Annotated in this window: 1 pseudogene; it reads right to left on the bottom strand. The window is 63.9% G+C overall.

From position 1 onward, the window contains the following. Positions 1-274 (bottom strand): annotated as a pseudogene (locus ACLJNW_RS24975) (peptidase); the annotation flags it as partial.

Raw genomic sequence — 274 nt, 5'->3', positions numbered from 1 at the left:
GAAATAGGCGTCGTCCTCGGTGACCCGGTAGCCCTCCGGCAGGATCAGGCTGTCGCGGTGGTAGACCAGCAGGTCCAGCGGCATGCCCACCGAGAGGTTGCTGCGGATGGTCGAGTCGAACGACACCAGCGCGCAGCGCAGGGCCTGCTCCAGCGGCGTGTCGAAAGTCAGGTTGCGGTCGAGGATCGGCTTGACGTACTTGCTTTCGCCCAGTTGCAGGAAAGGCGTGTCCGGCGTGGCCTGGATGAAGTTGCCCTGGGGATAGATGCTGTAC

Origin of the sequence: Salmonella sp. SAL4457 (assembly GCF_046548235.1) — a bacterium.
GTDB classification, from domain to species: Bacteria; Pseudomonadota; Gammaproteobacteria; order Enterobacterales; family Enterobacteriaceae; genus Salmonella; species Salmonella enterica.
Note: the sequence above shows the minus strand (reverse complement) of the source record. Positions and strands in the feature narration are given on the sequence as shown.